The organism is Citrobacter sp. SX206 (genome assembly GCF_024181025.1).
In the GTDB taxonomy this organism is placed as follows: domain Bacteria; phylum Pseudomonadota; class Gammaproteobacteria; order Enterobacterales; family Enterobacteriaceae; genus Citrobacter; species Citrobacter youngae.
In genome coordinates, this window is record NZ_CP049738.1 from 4,115,185 (window position 1) to 4,131,111 (window position 15,927).

A 15,927-nucleotide genomic window follows, 5' to 3' on the forward strand; every position below is an offset into this window, starting at 1 on the left:
TTGCAAGATAAAATATCGACATCGACGTAACTATAGCTTTTCACGCTATTTTGTTGCTCCCCCCAGCGTCGGGGGGAACAGAAGTTACTGCTTACAGGATTTCAAGCAGCTCAACTTCAAATACCAGCGTGCTGAACGGAGGAATGGACGCGCCAGCGCCACGCTCACCGTAAGCCAGTTCCTGAGGAATAGTCAGTTCCCATTTGGAACCTACCGGCATCAGGGTCAGTGCTTCAATCCAGCCAGGGATCACGCCGTTAACCGGGAATTCAGCCGGTTCGCCACGCGCAACAGAGCTGTCAAACACGGTACCGTCGATCAGTTTACCGGTATAATGCACGCGTACGTGGTCGGTACGTGCCGGGATAGAACCTTCGCCCTGAGTCAGAACACGGAACTGCAGACCGGATTCAGTGCTGTTCACACCCTCTTTCTCACGGTTTTCTTCCAGATATTTGACGCCATCAGCCGCCATAGCCTGGAAACGCTCGCGACGTACTGCATCAGCACGTTCGTGAATTTCACGCAGCGCACGGTGCACAACATCAACAGGCACTGCCGGGTGTTTACCTTCCAGCGCATCAGCGATACCCGCTACCAGCGCTTCAGGCAACAGCCCTTCCAGACCGGATTCGCTCAGCTGCTGTCCTACCTGCAAACCAATGCCGTAGCTTGCTTGCGCTTCGATAGTGTCAAAAGTCGGGTTAGCCATCATATTTCCTTTCATCGGATGTAAAGTAGCGGGCAGCATATCAGCCATGCCGCATCCGGTAAAACTTTGTCTCGGGAACAGATGACAAATCGCGAGGAAAAAGAAACAATGCTATTGCCCGCATCAATGTCACGAAAGCGGGTACCTGAACAAGTATCATAGAGTTAGCGATCTATACTCTATGACAGAGGAACGAGACGCTGAGCAGGAGGAAAGCCATGCCCGGGCGCTTTGAATTAAAACCAACCCTGGCGAAAATCTGGCATGCACCGGACAATTTTCGCATTATGGACCCGCTACCGCCTATGCACCGACGCGGCATTATTATTGCTGCTATCGTGCTGGTGATAGGTTTCCTGCTTCCTTCCAGTGACACTACTGATACCCCTGTGGTTACGCGTACTGCCCAGCTGGATTTACAGTCACAGTCGCAGCCGCCAACCGAGGCTCAGCTTCAGGCACAGTTAGTGGCCCCGCAAAACGATCCCGGCCAGGTGGCTCCCGTTGCGCCGGAACCCATCCAGGAAGGAGAACCAGACGCGCAGCCGCAGGCTCAGCAATCACAGCCTCAGACGCAGCCCTTTCAGCAGAATAGTGGTATTGAGCAGCAGTGGCGTACCTACCGCGTAGACTCAGGGAAAACGCTGGCGCAGGTCTTCCGGGACCATAACCTTCCGCCAACTGATGTGTACGCCATGGCGCAAGTGGAAGGTGCCGGGAAGCCGCTGAGCAATTTGAAAGACGGCCAGATGATCCAAATCAGGCAGAATGCTAACGGGGTGGTGACCGGGTTAACCATTGATAGCGGAAATGGTCAGCAGGTATTGTTTACCCGCCAGCCCAACGGCAGCTTTATTCGCGCACGCTAAGACTGTCTCAGTCAGTAGGCCTGATGCGCGTAGCGCCATCAGGCCTCAAGGTGAAGCACTAACGCTTCACCTTATTCACCCACCAGATCCCCGAACAGACCAGCACCAGCGCCAGCGCATATTTCCATTCGAGAATGTTTTCGCCGAGGAATATCGCCGACAGCACCGCCCCCGAAACCGGGATCAGGAAGTTAAACGGCGCAATCATCCCCACGCGGTTGTACTTGAGCAAAATGCTCCACAAAGCGAAGGCCACCGATGAAAGCAACGTCAGGTAACCCAGAATAGCCACTGAAGCTAAGCCGTGTACGGTCAGCGTGCCACCAAAAGCATAACCGCCGATAACTAACGCCAGACCGCCCATCCCCAGTTGGTAGCCTGTCATGACCGTCGGGTCTACCGTCTGAGAAATGCGTTTACCGTATAGCGTGGCGGCAGAAAGGATAAAGGCCGCCATCACCACTGAACCATCACCTAACAGGCTGAAGCTAAAATCCATTCCGCTGTTAAAGTTCACCACCATCACGCCGGTAAAACCCAGAATACAACCTAGTGCTTTGTTGTAGCTTAGTTTGTCGTTTTGATAGATAAAATGGGCCAACAGCACGCTAAAGAATGTCCCGGTCGCATTCATGATGGACCCTTTCACCCCCGTCGTGAACGCCAGGCCAATATAGAAGAAGATGTATTGCAGCGAGGTTTGCGTCAGCCCCAACAGCGTGAGTTGGCCGTACTGACGCAGGCTTAACCGGCCAATCGGTTTACGCTGCGCCATCGCCAACAGTAGCAGCAATAATCCCGCAAACAGGAAGCGATAGCCGGCAAAGACAATTTTTGACGGAATGTCATCCGTGGCAATCTGGAAGATCTCGTATCCGCTTTTTATCGCTGGATAAGCGCTCCCCCACAACAGACAACAGAAGGCTGCGCCCAGGTAGACAACATTTTTACGCGCGAACAGAGGTTGGTGCGTTGGTTCCATTCCATCACCACTTTGAAATAATGTTTTATTTTTATGATTATCCCGAAAAGGACAAAGAATAGCCAGAGCGAAAAACAGGAGGGTAGAAAAGCAAAACGCCGGCACAGGGCCGGCGCTTTTACGCGGTCATCAGAATAAAAACTTATTCTGCAACTACGTTTACAGTCAGCTTAGCAAACACTTCGCTGTGAACCTGGAAGCTCACTTCGTGCTCACCAGTGGTACGCAGAACGCCGTTCGGCAGACGAACTTCGCTCTTAGCAACTTCAACGCCAGCTGCAGTTACAGCGTCAGCGATGTCGCGCGTACCGATGGAACCGAACAGTTTACCTTCGTCGCCAGCTTTAGACGCGATGGTTACGGTTTCCAGTGCGTTGATTTTCTCAGCACGAGCTTCAGCAGCGGCCAGAACGTCAGCCAGTTTGGCTTCCAGTTCAGCGCGACGCGCTTCGAAAAATTCAACGTTTTTCTTGGTAGCAGGAACAGCTTTACCCTGTGGTACCAGGAAGTTACGAGCATAGCCCGCTTTAACGTTAACCTGATCACCCAGGCTACCCAGGTTTGCTACTTTATCAAGCAGAATAACTTGCATTACCTTATCCTCTCAAAGTCGTATTAATGGACCGTGACCGATTACTGATGACGATCAGTGTACGGCAGCAGGGACAGGTAGCGAGCGCGTTTGATAGCGCGAGCCAGCTGACGCTGGTATTTTGCACGGGTACCGGTGATACGGCTTGGGACAATCTTACCGCTTTCGGTGATGTAGTTTTTCAGCGTAGCGATATCTTTATAGTCGATCTCTTGAACGCCTTCCGCGGTGAAACGGCAGAACTTGCGACGACGGAAATAACGTGCCATATGGCTAGTCTCCAGAATCTATCAATTCAATCTGCTCGGCATGCAGAACCATTTTGCTCAGGCCGTTCTTTGCCTTGTGGCAAGAGATGAACCCCTGAACGGTCACTGCGCTACCGACCGTTATACTGTGAGTAATGGCCTGGTTTTCGTGTCCGCTAATAATAACGGGCATTTGGCACCACGCCTGCCGGTGAAACCCGGCTTCCTCCTGCACAGAACGATGCTCAAGCACGAACTGGCAATGAGGAATTCCTGATGGACTGACCTTTCGAAGGGGAGCCCTGCACACGGTGCCGGACAGCGCCAGACGGTTGGTCATCAGAAATTACTCTTCAGAATCCCCAGCTTCAGCATCATCTGCGGTTTCGTTAGCGAAATCATCGCGACGTTCACGACGCTCGTCTTTCGCTTTAACCATCGGAGATGCTTCGGTAACAGCGTGTTTAGTACGCATAACCATGCTGCGGATAACGGCATCGTTGAAGCGGAAGGTAGTTTCCAGCTCATCGATCACTTCCTGCGGCGCTTCAACGTTCATCAGAACGTAGTGAGCTTTGTGCAGTTTGTTGATCGGGTAAGCCAGCTGACGGCGGCCCCAGTCTTCCAGACGGTGGATCGTGCCTTCTGCACCAGTGATGGCAGCAGTGTAGCGTTCGATCATACCCGGAACCTGTTCGCTCTGGTCAGGATGGACCATAAAAACGATTTCGTAATGACGCATCGAATTGCTCCTTACGGATTATTCAGCCTCCTGTCTGGGTCAGCCGAGGCCCATGGAGGCAAGGAACGTGTTAAAGGTCGGCTGAAAAATGACGCGTCATAATACTGGGGTCAGCCGCTAAACTCAAGGTGCTTGTACGATTATTTATCGTGTCGCCATTAATACATATCCAGCAGCATTTTGACGCTGATGCAAATGGAGACAATGACAATCATCGGCCGGATAACTTTCTTCCCGCGCGTCAGTACGACTGTCGCGCCAAGACGTGCGCCAAGGGATTGCCCGGCAAACATCACCAGCCCCAGCGACCAGATCATTTTACCCCCGAAAATGAAGAACAGAATCGAGGCAATGTTCGACGCCAGGTTGATAAAATTCGAGTGAATTTGCGCCTTATCGATGCTGTATCCCCACAGCAGGATGTAGCAGAGCGTATAAAATGAGCCGGCCCCGGCACCGAGAAAACCATCATAAAACCCAATACCTCCCCCGCAGATCAACGAGAAGATAAACAGGGATACCTGCTGCTTTCTTTTCGGTTCGCTAAGATTAGGCGCAGAAATAAAGTAGATGGCGACCGCGATTATCAGGATCGGCAGCAGTTTCTTCAACACGTCCGGCTCAATAAACTGGATAAGGGTCGTGCCCAGCGCAGAACCGATAAAGGCAGATAAAAAGACATATTTGTGTTCCTGCACATTAATATGTCCCCGGCGTAAAAAGTAAATTCCGGAGGTCAGCGAACTGCCCAACGCCTGAATCTTATTGGTTGCCAGCGCGTTAGCCGGGGGTAAACCGGAAATCAGTAATGCGCCAATAGAAAGAAACCCGCCGCCACCTGACACCACGTTAATAAAGCCTGCCACCAGCGCGACCATAAACATAATCACAAAGTAGCTGAAATCCATGAATGAAGTATCCATAAGTTTTTGCCTTATTATCATAAAGTTATATTAATTATCTGGCTCACTATAAACGGCGTACTCACCCGATTAAATTGACTATTTGGTAAGAGCTTATGCGCGTAAGGCAGGTATTTTTAACCGCAGCGGAAGGCATCAGCTGATTGTTAATTAAAGAAAAGATGGCTTTGCGGTAATTTTTTGAACAACTGCATCAGAAATGGTCGCTATCGACTGCGCCGGCAGCGGTTAAAATTAAATCAGAAGTTATCCACTCACAGGAGAGAGCTAACCAGAGACCGCAGTCGAGGAGGTACCTATGCGAGCCCGTGTTTTGACCCTTCTGGCTGTACTTTTGCTCAGTGCAAATGCAACGGCAGCCATCAAAATTGACAATCATCAGGCCAGGAATATGGATGATGTGCAGAGCTTAGGCGTTATTTACATAAATCATAACTTCGCCACTGAAAGTGAAGCCACTCAGGCCCTGAATGAAGAAACCGATGCGCAAGGCGCAACCTACTATCACGTGATCCTCACCAGGGAACCCGGTAGTAACGGAAATATGCACGCCAGTGCAGATATTTATCGCTAGCACCCAGAAATAACCAACGAGAACATTGCCACAGTTTGACTTGCCCCCTTCACTGGGGGCTTTTTTTTTGCAAAAAAATCCCGAAGCCAGACCGATCTTATCCCCATGAAGAGTTGGCTTCGGAACGTTTTTTCTTACTTCTGCCCGTAATAGGCGTTTGGGCCGTGCTTACGCATGAAGTGCTTATTCATCAGATAACCGTCAATAGCGCTGAGAGCCGGGTTAATGCCACGCGCAATCCATGCCATTTTTGCCACCTCTTCCATCACAACAGCGTTATGTACTGCGTCGTGAGCATCTTTACCCCAGGCAAAGGGACCGTGCTGATACACCACAATACCCGGCGTATGCAGTGGTTCTACGTTGCTCAGCGTTTCAATGATCACCTTGCCGGTATTCAGCTCATACTCGCCCTGCACTTCAGCTTCAGTTAATGCTCGGGTACAAGGGATATCGCCAAAGAAGTAGTCCGCGTGAGTGGTACCCAGTGCCGGGATCGCCAGCCCCGCCTGCGCCCAGGCCGTGGCATGAGTAGAGTGCGTATGCACGACTCCGCCCAGCGACGGATAACGCTGGTAGAGCGCCAGATGGGTGGCGGTATCGGAAGAAGGACGAAAGCCGCCTTCTATCACCTTCCCTGACATATCGACCACGACCATATCATCAACGGTCATGTGCTCGTAGGCGACGCCGCTGGGCTTGATCACCACCCGCCCGCGCTCGCGGTCAATGGCGCTGACGTTGCCCCAGGTAAATGTCACCAGCCCGTAGCGCGGCAGATCCATGTTAGCCTCAAAAACCTGCTGTTTAAGTTTTTGCATTACACCGCCTCCACCAGACCTGCGTTGGCCATACGCGTTTTCACCCAATCGCGCGCCTTCGCAACTTCACGAACCGGGTCATCCGACGTTTCACTCCACATCTCAATCAGGTATGGCCCGCAGTATCCACTCTGTTTGAGCGTCGCAAAACAACGTTCGAAATCAACGACTCCTTCACCAAACGGCACATTTTTGAATACGCCAGGTTTGGTATCCTTCACGTGTACCGCGACGATATGGCCTACCCCAGCCTGCAGTTCCATCTGCACGTCGTTATCCCACGCCGACAAATTGCCAATATCGGGATACAGCTGGAACCACGGATTGTTGAGATAGTGGGCGTAACCCAACGCCTTGCTGATCGAATTCATCAGCGGATAATCCATGATTTCCATCGCCAGCGTCACCTGCGCACGGCTCGCCATCTCCACGCTCTCTTTTAGCCCATCGCGAAACCGACGACGCGTTTCGTTATTGGCCTGCTGGTAATAGACGTCGTAACCCGCCAGTTGAATAACGCGAATACCAATATCCTGCGCAAACTGAATGGCTTTACGCATAATTTCCAGCCCCTGTTCGCGCACCCGATCATCTTCGCTGCCAAGCGGGAAACGACGATGAGCGCTCAGGCATATGGACGGTACTCGTATCCCTGTCTCGGCGATAGCCGCCACCAGCGCCAGTCGCTGCTCGCGATTCCAGTCAAGACGCGCCAGACGGGCATCGGTTTCATCAACCGACATTTCGACAAAGTCAAAGCCCAGTTCCTTCGCCAGTTGCAAGCGTTCGAGCCAGCACTCCCCGCCGGGGAGTGCTTTTTCATAAATACCGAGCGGGACCTGTTTCGACAACATAGCCGCTCCTTATCCCCACAGCTGGGCGATGGAACGTTTAAACTGACGAGCGGCCTCAACCGGAGAAGCCGCGTCGCGAATGCTGCGACCAGCGATAAAGACGTGAATCGGGATCCCTTTGAACAGCGGCAGATCCTCCAGCGCCAGACCACCAGTAACGGTAACTTTAAAGCCCATATCGGCCAGTCGCTTGATCGCACTGATATCCGCCTCTCCCCACGCCACGCCTGCCGCCTGCGCATCACGACTGCGGTGATAGACAACTTGCCCAATACCCGCGTCACGCCACTCCTGCGCCTGCTCCCAGGTCCAGTAGCCGGTCAGTTCAATCTGTACGTCACCGTTAAATTCTTTCGCCACCTCCAGCGCACCCTTGGTGGTGTTGATATCGGCACAGCAGATGACAGTAATCCAGTCAGCGTTGGCTTCGAAACACATGCGGGAGAGGATTTTGCCCGCGTCGGCAATTTTAGCGTCCGCCAGCACTATTTTATGCGGGTAAAGCGCCTTCAGATCGCGAACGGCACGAACGCCCTCTGCCACGCAAAGAATCGTACCCACCTCAATGATATCGACCTCTTCGGCAATCAGACGCGTCGTTTCATACGCGGAAGACATTGATTGGTTATCCAGCGCTACCTGCAACATAGGTAATGACATTTTGGTATCCTTTTAAACAGCCGCCGCAGTGGCGTTATCAATTAAATCCAGCACTTCCTGCGCGGTGCGGCAGGCGCGTAAACGGTCGAAATTGGCTTCGTCGTCAAACAGATTCACGATCTGCATAATGCCCACTTCCTGATGCGTGTTGGCGTCAACTGCCGCCATCGTGATCAGAATATCGACCGGGTCGTTATCTTCGTGGTTAAACACCAGCGGCGTTTTCAGCGTCACCAGCGCAAAACCGGTTTTCTTAACCCCTTCCTCCGGACGTCCATGCGGCATAGCAAGGCCCGGCGCAATCACAAAGTACGGGCCAAACTGTTCTACTCCGTCGAGGATGGCCTGGTAGTAGCGTGGTTCAACCACATCAGCCTTAACCAGCAGATCCACGCCAAGCTTTACCGCTTCCTGCCAGGTGCTGGCCTCGGCCTGTAAAAGGATGGAATTATTGTTTGCCAGCGAATCACGTAATTTCATGGTGCGTCCTTACTTCACATCCTGTGGGAAATGCGCTTTGATCACTTCCAGCAGTTTTGGTCCAAAATCGGCGGGAGACAGCATGTTGCGCACGCCGACAACATATTTATTGCCAGATACGGTAATCTCGCCGGCAATATGAGTAGAGGCGATGATGATATCTGCGCCGCTCAGTTCACTTTTGTATTCCCCCACGGCACAGCTGTTTACCGTATGGTCGATATTTGACTGGGTTAAAAACTGATCCACCTTCATTTTCATGATCATGGAACTGCCCTGCCCATTGCCACATACAGCCAGAATACGTACGGTCATAATCGGAACTCCTTTTTAAGCAGAGTGTTCTGCCAGTTGTTTTTCTGCGTCTTCCTCAGCGCGCAACGTACGCCCTGCGAAAAACATATAAGCCAGTGCAATCAGAATAATGACGGCCATAAACACGATGCCGATGGAGGCGAAACCCTGCATCATCGGCGGCGCCAGAATTGACCAGTCCGCCATGCCCATCCAGGCACTCATACCGGTAAGCTTCACCGCCCAGACGCAGCCAAAGATTTCGATCATCCCCATCACCAGGCAAATCTTGAGCGCCGCGCGCCAGCCGCCAAAGTGGTTAGCAAATACGCCGATAGTGGCGTTCGAGAAGAACATCGGGATAAAGCCTGGGATAATCAGGATGGAGGAGCCGCAGCCCACAAGGATGCCCACCGCAATCAGTTGGCCGATAGTGCCCCACATAAAGCCCCAGACCACCGCGTTAGGAGCAAAGCTATAAATCGCCGCGCAGTCGATGGCCAGCACCGCGCCGGGAATCAAACGTTGAGAGATACCGTTGAACGCTTCTGAAAGTTCAGCAACGAACATACGTACTCCCTGGGTGATGATGAAAATAGCGACGGCGAACGAAAAACCAGTCTGCAGGATATAGACTGTCCAGTGGGTTTTACCCGCCATCGCCTGAACCACATCAATGCCAAAAGAGAGCAGGATCGCGCCGAAGAAAATGGTCATCACTATCGCGGTAGAAACGATGTTGTCATGGAAGATATTCAACCAGCCTGGCAGCTTGAGATCTTCCACGCTCTCCTCTTTCTTACCCAGGTAAGGCGCGACTTTGTAGGCAATCCACGAGGCGAACTGCTGCTGGTGACCGATGGAAAAACCGCAACCGTCGGTCACTTCCTGGGTCGGTTTGTACATCATATTGGAGGTAATACCCCAGTAGAGCGACACCAGCACCGCGGTGCAGATGATGGTCGTCCACATGGAATAACCAAAGATGTAGAGAGAGACGGCAATCAGGCCCGCCTGCTGGAACATGATGTGCCCGGTCAGCATGATGGTGCGAATACCGGTAATCCGCCGTAGCAGTACGTAACAAATGTTTAGCGCCAGCGCCAACAGTACCGCGTACCCTACCCAGCTATAGGCATCCCCCATACGTTCGATGGTTGCCATCATGGAGGCATAGGTATCGGAGATCGCGCCATTGATACCGTAAACCTCGGACATCTTCGCCACTACCGGTTTGAACGTGCTGGTGAGAATGCCAGATCCCGCCTGCAGCAGCATAAAACCGATAATCGTTTTGATCGTGCCTTTAATGATAACGCTGACACTTTTACGCAACAGGATATAGCCAAGACAGGTCACAATACCCAGCAACAGCGGGGCGTTGGTCATAACCTGATTAAAAAAGACGGTAAAGATGTTGTAGAGGATCTCCATAACGATCTCCAGTAGACGAAGTTGCCGGGCTTTCCACACGCCAGGATGTTGTGCACTCACTGTAATTTTCAAAAGTAATCACAACAAGATTAAATTTGATTAAATGTGATGAAGTACGCAAATAATTACCACATTTGAAAAATGGGTAATTATTCAATGCTATGAAAGACATTCAATATCAATTAAATCAATGAATTACAGCAAGCGGAATAGCGTAAAATCACCTAAAATCATTACATTACCTTTTCTGTCATCCGCACAAAGCTCAAAAATCCCCCATTGCCAATATGAAAAAATAATGTCAGGATTAATCAAAACAAATCACACATTGATTTAATTTGAACAAACATGAAGGTAAATGCGATGAGTAAAGTAAAAAGCATCACGCGTGAATCATGGATCCTGAGTACATTCCCGGAGTGGGGAAGCTGGCTGAATGAAGAGATCGAACAGGAACAGGTCGCACCAGGCACTTTCGCTATGTGGTGGCTTGGCTGTACCGGAATTTGGCTGAAGTCGGAAGGCGGGACTAACATCTGCGTCGATTTCTGGTGCGGCACGGGTAAACAGAGTCACGGCAACCCGCTGATGAAAACCGGCCACCAAATGCAACGTATGGCTGGGGTAAAAAAACTGCAGCCTAACCTGCGCACCACGCCGTTTGTTCTTGATCCGTTTGCCATTCGACAGATCGATGCGGTACTGGCGACGCACGATCATAACGATCACATCGACGTGAATGTTGCGGCAGCCGTCATGCAGAACTGCGCCGACGACGTGCCATTTATCGGCCCACAAACCTGCGTGGATCTGTGGATCGGTTGGGGTGTGCCAAAAGAACGCTGCATCGTGGTGAAACCGGGCGACGTAGTTAAAGTAAACGATATTGAGATTCATGCGCTCGACGCGTTTGATCGTACTGCATTAATCACCTTGCCTGCAGATCAAAAAGCAGCAGGCGTCCTGCCTGACGGCATGGATGCACGTGCAGTTAACTACCTGTTCAAAACGCCGGGCGGTACGCTGTACCACAGCGGTGATTCGCACTACTCCAACTACTATGCAAAACATGGCAACGAATATCAGATCGACGTCGCGCTCGGCTCCTACGGCGAGAATCCGCGTGGGATTACGGACAAAATGACCAGCGCCGACATGCTGCGTATGGCGGAAGCGCTGAATACAAAAGTAGTGATCCCTTTCCATCATGACATCTGGTCAAACTTTCAGGCCGATCCACAGGAGATCCGCGTCCTGTGGGAGATGAAAAAAGATCGCCTTAAGTATAGCTTTAAGCCATTCATCTGGCAGGTAGGCGGCAAATTCACCTGGCCGCTGGACAAAGATAACTTTGAATATCACTATCCGCGCGGCTTTGATGACTGTTTCACGATTGAGCCGGATTTACCGTTTAAATCCTTCCTGTGATCCACACAAAATGCCGGGCTATCCCGGCATTTTTTCCCTTTTACTTTAGTATTTCCAGGCTATTTCAAATATCATCTTTTCAAATCAATTTGTATCGGAATAGCTCATGACTGAAGCACAAAGACATCAAATATTGCTGGATATGCTGGCGCAGTTGGGCTTTGTTACCGTTGAGAACGTAATTGAGCGTCTGGGGATTTCACCCGCAACGGCGCGTAGGGACATCAACAAACTCGACGAAAGCGGCAAACTCAAGAAAGTCCGCAACGGCGCAGAAGCCATTACCCAGCAGCGTCCACGCTGGACGCCAATGAATTTACACCAGGCGCAGAACCACGATGAAAAAGTCCGTATTGCCAAGGCGGCGTCCCAGCTTGTGAATGCGGGAGAAAGCGTGGTGATCAACTGCGGATCGACCGCTTTCCTGCTGGGTCGTGAAATGTGCGGCAAGCCGGTGCAGATCATCACCAACTATCTGCCGCTGGCAAACTATCTGATCGACCAGGAGCATGACAGCGTGATCATCATGGGCGGGCAATACAACAAAAGCCAATCCATCACGCTTAGCCCACAAGGCAGTGAAAATAGCCTGTATGCCGGACACTGGATGTTTACCAGCGGTAAAGGATTGACTGCGGACGGACTGTATAAAACCGATATGCTGACCGCGATGGCCGAGCAGAAGATGCTTAACGTGGTGGGCAAACTGGTGGTACTGGTCGATAGCAGTAAGGTCGGTGAACGCGCGGGAATGCTGTTCAGTCGCGCCGATCAAATCGATACGCTGATTACCGGTAAAAACGCGAACCCTGAGATTCTGCAACAACTTGAAGCTCAGGGCGTGAACATTTTGCGGGTTTAGAGGTGCTGGCGGAAAAATGCTACCGTCGCAGCCAGCGCTTCTGGCGTAATGCGGTGTCGGACACCCGCTTCCCACAGGCAGGTCAGATGGTTATCCAGACCTGCCTGAATTAACGCCTGCTGCAAACGAAAAGTTTCCACAGCCGGAACCACATCGTCCTCCTGTCCATGCCACAGCAGCAACGGTCTGTCGGCCAGGCGTTGCAGTTGATGCGTAACGTCCCATTCGGCGAGCGGTGCAATAACGGCATCGAACTCCGCCTGCTGCTCTGGCGTCTGGACATGTAAAGGGGGAAAAAGCGTCTGCGCAAGCCGGGTAAAATAGCCCGACCCCATCAGGCTGGCTACACATTTAACCTCGGGGTGGCGGGCCATAATGCCCAACGCCGTCATTCCTCCCATCGACGCCCCCGCAACGGCAAGTCGTTCATCTGATAGCCAATTTTCCGCCACCAGCGCCGCACGTAACGTCGTAAACTCCTGCATATTTTGCTGCAAAATCTGCCAGAAGCGGTACATTCTCCCCTGTGCATCACTAGTGAAGCGGGCACCATGATCGGCCGCATCTGGCATCACGACCCGGAATCCAGCCTGAGCCAGAGCAACGGCAAAATAGCTGTAGACCAGGCTTGAAGAGGTAAACCCGTGATAGAAGATAATACAAGGGAGTGAACATTCGCGTTTGCCAGCCGGAACGGCGTGCAGGACAGGGATACCCGCCAACTGTCGTGTTTCAATTTCGATCATTTGTCGCCTCTTTCTTTCTGGTATGCCATGCAGCAATACTTAACGCAAGCGAATGTGTTCGGCAATGATTCATAATGTTGAGAACTGGGTTACGCTTTCGCAACATTTTCATTCGAAAATCGCGTGAGAGATAACAATTCGGGAACATTCCCCTAAAGGGAATTTAATAAGGCACTACACTATGGCTATCAGGAAACGAGATAGAGTTATGCGTCGGTTTGCCTCTTTGTTGCTGGTGACGTTTTTAAGCGCCTGTAGCGTGTTACAGGGTACACCACAACCTGCACCGCCCGTAGCCGACCACCCGCAAGAGATCCGCCGCGACCAAAGCAACGGGTTGCAGCGAATAGGGACAGTCAATGCGCTGGTAAGAGGCTCTCCAGATGATGCGCTGGCAGAGATCCGTGCCAAAGCCGTCGCGGCTAAAGCTGATTATTACGTTGTCTTATTAGTTGATGAGACTATCGTGACAGGCCAATGGTATTCACAAGCTATTTTGTATCGTAAATAACATTGGCTTGAAATTTAGTCAGCTTTACATTGCTTTGCGCCCCTATGCGTTTACCTGTGCACAATAAACCAACAGCAGGGAGCTTGAGGTTTATTATCGCGATGGAATGCCCTGCCATGTGTAGGGGTACGAATAATGGAGCTGACGATGAAACAATCACTTGCCTTATCCTCACTGCTGTTTTCTGCCGGACTGGTAGGTACAACGGCGCAGTCTGCCGAGTTCGCCAGTGCTGACTGCGTTACGGGCCTGAACGAAATTGGCCTGATCTCTGTCAGTAACATTGCAGGGAATCCGCAGGATGTAGAACGTGTAATCGCGTTAAAAGCGGATGAACAAGGTGCCTCATGGTATCGGATCATTCAGATGTACGAAGAACAGCAGCCAGATAACTGGCGCGTACAGGCCATACTTTATGCATAACAGATTGCCGGATGGCGTAAACGTATCCTGCCTGTATTGAACGTAGACAGGATACGACGCGACAGCATCGCCATCTGGCATAGTATTACCGTATTCCTCCCGTCGCCCGCAGCAGCAAATCACCCTGCACCTGTGCAGAAAACTGTGTTACACCACGCGTATCCAGCATCATCTGACACCAGGCTTGCGCGACTGGCGGAGAGGCATAACGCAACATCTGCGCCCCGCAGCCGAGCAGGAACAATTGCTGCGTAATCTCCCGTCCCAACTCCTCGCTGGGTTTACGTAAATGCTGCTGCAGCTTGCGCACCATTCGATCGTAATGCCGATCTTGTCCCTTTACCTCCGCAAAGGCTTCGCTGAGCATATCGTAGATGCCGGGTTGTTTTGTAAGTACCCGCAATACATCAAGGCACATAATGTTGCCGGAGCCTTCCCAGATACTGTTTACCGGCATCTCACGGTACAGGCGCGGTAGCTCGCTCTCCTCGCAGTAGCCAATCCCGCCCAGTACTTCCATCGCCTCGGCAACGAACGGCATGCCATTTTTGCAGATGGCAAATTTCGCTGCGGGTGTGAATAATCTGGCCCACAGCGCTTCTTTCGTATCGGTACGACGATCCCAGGCTCGCGCCAGCCGAAACAGTAGCGCGGTCTGCCCTTCCAGTTGCAACGCCATTCGGCTTAGTACCTGACGCATCATCGGTTGTTCGATCAAAGGTTTACCAAATACCTGCCGCTGATGCGCATGGTAAATCGCCACGGAAAAAGCACGTCGCATCATGCCGTGGCTGCCGAGCGCGCAGTCAAAACGCGTCATCCCGCCCATTTTCAGGATATGGCGGATACCTTCCCCTTCTTCACCCAATAGCCAGCCGATCGCATCGTGGAATTCAACCTCGCAGCTGGCGTTGGAGCGGTTGCCTAACTTATCTTTCAGTCGTTCAAGGCAAATCGCATTCCGGCTCCCATCGGGTAAAAATCGCGGTACAAAAAAACAGGATAAACCGCCCTTTGCCTGGGCCAGCACCAAATGGGCATCGCTTTGCGGCACGGAGAAAAACCACTTATGTCCCACCAGCCGATACGAGCCGTCGACAAGACGTTCTGCCTGAGTGGTATTGCTCAGCACATCTGACCCCCCCTGCTTCTCCGTCATCCCCATACCGATCAGCAACCCACGCTTTTGCCCTCCGGGCAGTAAATGCGAGTCATAACGGTCGCTTAGCAGCGGCGTCAACCAGTCGTGAAATTGTGCAGGTAACATTTGGAGCAACAGCGGCGTGGCGGCAAACGTCATGGTCACCGGACACAAGGTGCCCGCTTCCACCTGCGCATGCAGCATAAAACGTGCAGCCCGGGCAACAAACGAGCCCTGCCTGGCCTCCTCTTCCCAGGCCAGGTTATGTACGCGGTTGGCGCACAATCCCTGCATCAGCAAATGCCATGCGGGATGAAACCGCACATCATCCAGCCGCTGCCCCTGCGGGTCGTAGCGCAACAGTTCGGGTGGATAAGCGTTAGCTAACCGACCCAATTCGAGCGATTCCGCAGTCCCTAACTGCTGACCAATACTGGCGAGGAGATCGCTGTCCCAAGCTGCGCCTTCGCGATTGACCGCTTCGCACAGTGCGCCATCTGACAGGTATAAGTTGCTGTTATTGAGCGGTACAGGTTGGTTAAAAACGGTATGCGTTTGCCAGTGCATTGTGTCTCCCTCCGTCAATGGCCGTCGCCTTAAGTATGGCCAGTCCGAGAAGAGAGTGCCTGGG

General features: G+C 52.0%; 21 protein-coding genes. 6 read left to right on the top strand and 15 right to left on the bottom strand.

Translation table 11 applies throughout. The features are described 5' to 3' along the window. Nucleotides 1-91: 91 nt before the first annotated feature. On the bottom strand, nucleotides 92-712 hold the full coding sequence (gene fklB / locus G8S19_RS19865; protein WP_048213487.1) for an FKBP-type peptidyl-prolyl cis-trans isomerase: 621 nt from the start codon (nucleotides 710-712) through the stop codon (nucleotides 92-94). A gap of 218 nt (nucleotides 713-930) precedes the next feature. Here fklB and G8S19_RS19870 point away from each other — a divergent pair, with 218 nt between their 5' ends. Next, nucleotides 931-1,581, top strand: a complete 651-nt coding sequence (locus tag G8S19_RS19870; RefSeq protein ID WP_116361050.1) for a LysM-like peptidoglycan-binding domain-containing protein — start codon at nucleotides 931-933, stop codon at nucleotides 1,579-1,581. Nucleotides 1,582-1,639: 58 nt separating this feature from the next. Here the strand turns inward: G8S19_RS19870 and G8S19_RS19875 are convergent, their stop codons facing one another. From G8S19_RS19875 to G8S19_RS19905, 6 genes are all read right to left on the bottom strand, one after another. After that, complete coding sequence (locus G8S19_RS19875; protein ID WP_101742913.1) at nucleotides 1,640-2,563, bottom strand: DMT family transporter; 924 nt, start codon at nucleotides 2,561-2,563, stop codon at nucleotides 1,640-1,642. 142 nt (nucleotides 2,564-2,705) lie between these two features. Then, a complete protein-coding gene (rplI, locus tag G8S19_RS19880) occupies nucleotides 2,706-3,155 on the bottom strand; it encodes a 50S ribosomal protein L9 (protein WP_005134442.1) in 450 nt (149 codons plus the stop codon). A gap of 41 nt (nucleotides 3,156-3,196) precedes the next feature. Next, nucleotides 3,197-3,424: a 30S ribosomal protein S18 gene (rpsR, locus tag G8S19_RS19885; RefSeq protein ID WP_000135199.1), complete on the bottom strand. Its 228-nt coding sequence runs from the start codon at nucleotides 3,422-3,424 to the stop codon at nucleotides 3,197-3,199. Between the two features lie 4 nt (nucleotides 3,425-3,428). After that, a complete protein-coding gene (gene priB, locus G8S19_RS19890; protein WP_003025674.1) occupies nucleotides 3,429-3,743 on the bottom strand; it encodes a primosomal replication protein N in 315 nt (104 codons plus the stop codon). Nucleotides 3,744-3,749: 6 nt separating this feature from the next. Next, nucleotides 3,750-4,145, bottom strand: coding sequence for a 30S ribosomal protein S6 (gene rpsF, locus G8S19_RS19895; RefSeq protein WP_003025672.1), 396 nt, complete (start codon nucleotides 4,143-4,145; stop codon nucleotides 3,750-3,752). 158 nt (nucleotides 4,146-4,303) lie between these two features. Beyond that, entirely contained in the window at nucleotides 4,304-5,068 is a 765-nt protein-coding gene (locus tag G8S19_RS19905; protein WP_124020791.1) for a TSUP family transporter, read from the bottom strand. Between the two features lie 298 nt (nucleotides 5,069-5,366). On the opposite strand from G8S19_RS19905, the gene yjfY reads away from it, so the two are divergent. After that, on the top strand, nucleotides 5,367-5,642 hold the full coding sequence (gene yjfY / locus G8S19_RS19910) for a DUF1471 family protein YjfY (protein ID WP_003025668.1): 276 nt from the start codon (nucleotides 5,367-5,369) through the stop codon (nucleotides 5,640-5,642). A 134-nt stretch (nucleotides 5,643-5,776) separates the two neighbouring features. Here yjfY and G8S19_RS19915 read toward each other — a convergent pair whose 3' ends face one another. From G8S19_RS19915 to ulaA, 6 genes are read right to left on the bottom strand one after another with little or no spacing between them, the layout of a single operon-like run. Next, on the bottom strand, nucleotides 5,777-6,463 hold the full coding sequence (locus G8S19_RS19915) for an L-ribulose-5-phosphate 4-epimerase (protein ID WP_124020792.1): 687 nt from the start codon (nucleotides 6,461-6,463) through the stop codon (nucleotides 5,777-5,779). Then, nucleotides 6,463-7,317 (bottom strand): L-ribulose-5-phosphate 3-epimerase, encoded by an 855-nt coding sequence (locus tag G8S19_RS19920; protein WP_115601097.1) that lies wholly within the window; start codon nucleotides 7,315-7,317, stop codon nucleotides 6,463-6,465. The genes G8S19_RS19915 and G8S19_RS19920 overlap by 1 nt, the downstream gene beginning before the upstream one ends. 9 nt (nucleotides 7,318-7,326) lie before the next feature. Continuing rightward, the gene (gene ulaD / locus G8S19_RS19925) at nucleotides 7,327-7,977 is read right to left on the bottom strand and encodes a 3-keto-L-gulonate-6-phosphate decarboxylase UlaD (protein WP_061067104.1); all 651 of its coding nucleotides are present in this window, start codon (nucleotides 7,975-7,977) and stop codon (nucleotides 7,327-7,329) included. A gap of 12 nt (nucleotides 7,978-7,989) precedes the next feature. Further along, the gene (gene ulaC, locus G8S19_RS19930) at nucleotides 7,990-8,457 is read right to left on the bottom strand and encodes a PTS ascorbate transporter subunit IIA (protein WP_048212878.1); all 468 of its coding nucleotides are present in this window, start codon (nucleotides 8,455-8,457) and stop codon (nucleotides 7,990-7,992) included. Between the two features lie 9 nt (nucleotides 8,458-8,466). After that, complete coding sequence (gene ulaB / locus G8S19_RS19935; RefSeq protein WP_003025655.1) at nucleotides 8,467-8,772, bottom strand: PTS ascorbate transporter subunit IIB; 306 nt, start codon at nucleotides 8,770-8,772, stop codon at nucleotides 8,467-8,469. A 15-nt stretch (nucleotides 8,773-8,787) separates the two neighbouring features. Next, nucleotides 8,788-10,185, bottom strand: coding sequence for a PTS ascorbate transporter subunit IIC (ulaA, locus tag G8S19_RS19940; protein ID WP_124020808.1), 1,398 nt, complete (start codon nucleotides 10,183-10,185; stop codon nucleotides 8,788-8,790). A gap of 363 nt (nucleotides 10,186-10,548) precedes the next feature. Between ulaA and ulaG the strand changes: the two genes are divergently transcribed. Continuing rightward, a complete protein-coding gene (ulaG, locus tag G8S19_RS19945; RefSeq protein ID WP_253685786.1) occupies nucleotides 10,549-11,613 on the top strand; it encodes an L-ascorbate 6-phosphate lactonase in 1,065 nt (354 codons plus the stop codon). 106 nt (nucleotides 11,614-11,719) lie between these two features. Beyond that, on the top strand, nucleotides 11,720-12,475 hold the full coding sequence (gene ulaR, locus G8S19_RS19950; RefSeq protein WP_061067103.1) for an HTH-type transcriptional regulator UlaR: 756 nt from the start codon (nucleotides 11,720-11,722) through the stop codon (nucleotides 12,473-12,475). Here the strand turns inward: ulaR and yjfP are convergent. Beyond that, on the bottom strand, nucleotides 12,472-13,221 hold the full coding sequence (gene yjfP, locus G8S19_RS19955) for an esterase (RefSeq protein WP_061067102.1): 750 nt from the start codon (nucleotides 13,219-13,221) through the stop codon (nucleotides 12,472-12,474). The genes ulaR and yjfP overlap by 4 nt on opposite strands. A gap of 181 nt (nucleotides 13,222-13,402) precedes the next feature. Between yjfP and bsmA the strand changes: the two genes are divergently transcribed. Together bsmA and yjfN are read left to right on the top strand one after the other, a co-directional pair. Continuing rightward, on the top strand, nucleotides 13,403-13,732 hold the full coding sequence (gene bsmA / locus G8S19_RS19960) for a biofilm peroxide resistance protein BsmA (RefSeq protein ID WP_040232967.1): 330 nt from the start codon (nucleotides 13,403-13,405) through the stop codon (nucleotides 13,730-13,732). Nucleotides 13,733-13,879: 147 nt separating this feature from the next. Further along, entirely contained in the window at nucleotides 13,880-14,155 is a 276-nt protein-coding gene (yjfN, locus tag G8S19_RS19965) for a DUF1471 family protease activator YjfN (protein ID WP_082193776.1), read from the top strand. Between the two features lie 85 nt (nucleotides 14,156-14,240). Here the strand turns inward: yjfN and G8S19_RS19970 are convergent, their stop codons facing one another. Then, nucleotides 14,241-15,863 (bottom strand): isovaleryl-CoA dehydrogenase, encoded by a 1,623-nt coding sequence (locus G8S19_RS19970; RefSeq protein WP_115601103.1) that lies wholly within the window; start codon nucleotides 15,861-15,863, stop codon nucleotides 14,241-14,243. Between the last annotated feature and the right edge of the window lie 64 nt (nucleotides 15,864-15,927).